The 612-nt window shown below is 38.0% G+C and carries 1 protein-coding gene and 1 pseudogene; both read right to left on the bottom strand.

Annotated elements, in window-relative coordinates:
* Positions 1 to 97: 97 nt before the first annotated feature.
* A pseudogene (locus tag SH601_RS17585) lies at positions 98 to 490 on the bottom strand (RNA-guided endonuclease InsQ/TnpB family protein); the annotation flags it as partial.
* The coding region (locus SH601_RS17580; protein WP_319959630.1) for a transposase at positions 460 to 612 on the bottom strand (153 nt) is incomplete at its 5' end. The pseudogene SH601_RS17585 and the gene SH601_RS17580, both read right to left, overlap by 31 nt.

The following is a 612-nucleotide window of genomic DNA, read 5'->3' as shown; positions in this document are numbered from 1 at the left end:
AATGAACTAYACCGGCACTGAAGTGCCGGGTTTCTGGGAACACTGAGTAGTGTTTAGGATCTTACATTGAACTAGTCAAATACCTAACTCACGGAACTCAGCTTGTTACCATGGCCAGTCCCTGACCATTTAGCTTTGTACTTCCTTTATGCAAGATATTAACTGCCGCATTAATATCTCGATCATGCTTGGTTTGACACTTAGAACAGGTCCATTCACGAATCTCTAATGGCTTAGCGCCACTGTTATAGCCACATTTTGAACAAATTCTGGAAGTGTTCTTGGGATCAACTGCAATTAGTTTCTTGCCATACCATTCGCATTTGTATTCTAGCATTTGTCTAAACATTCGCCATGAAGCATTGGCAATTGACTTAGCCAAATGATGATTTTTCTGAAGATTCTTGGTTTTCAAATCTTCAATCGCAATTACATCATATTGCTTAACTAAATGCGTAGTTAGTTTATGCAGATAATCTCTGCGCTGATTAGCTGCTTTTGATTTTTCTGAAGATTCTTGGTTTTCAAATCTTCAATCGCAATTACATCATATTGCTTAACTAAATGCGTAGTTAGTTTATGCAGATAATCTCTGCGCTGATTAGCTGCTTT

Source organism: Gracilibacillus pellucidus, from assembly GCF_033949965.1.
Classification (GTDB): Bacteria; Bacillota; Bacilli; order Bacillales; family Amphibacillaceae; genus Gracilibacillus; species Gracilibacillus pellucidus.
Note: the sequence above shows the minus strand (reverse complement) of the source record. Positions and strands in the feature narration are given on the sequence as shown.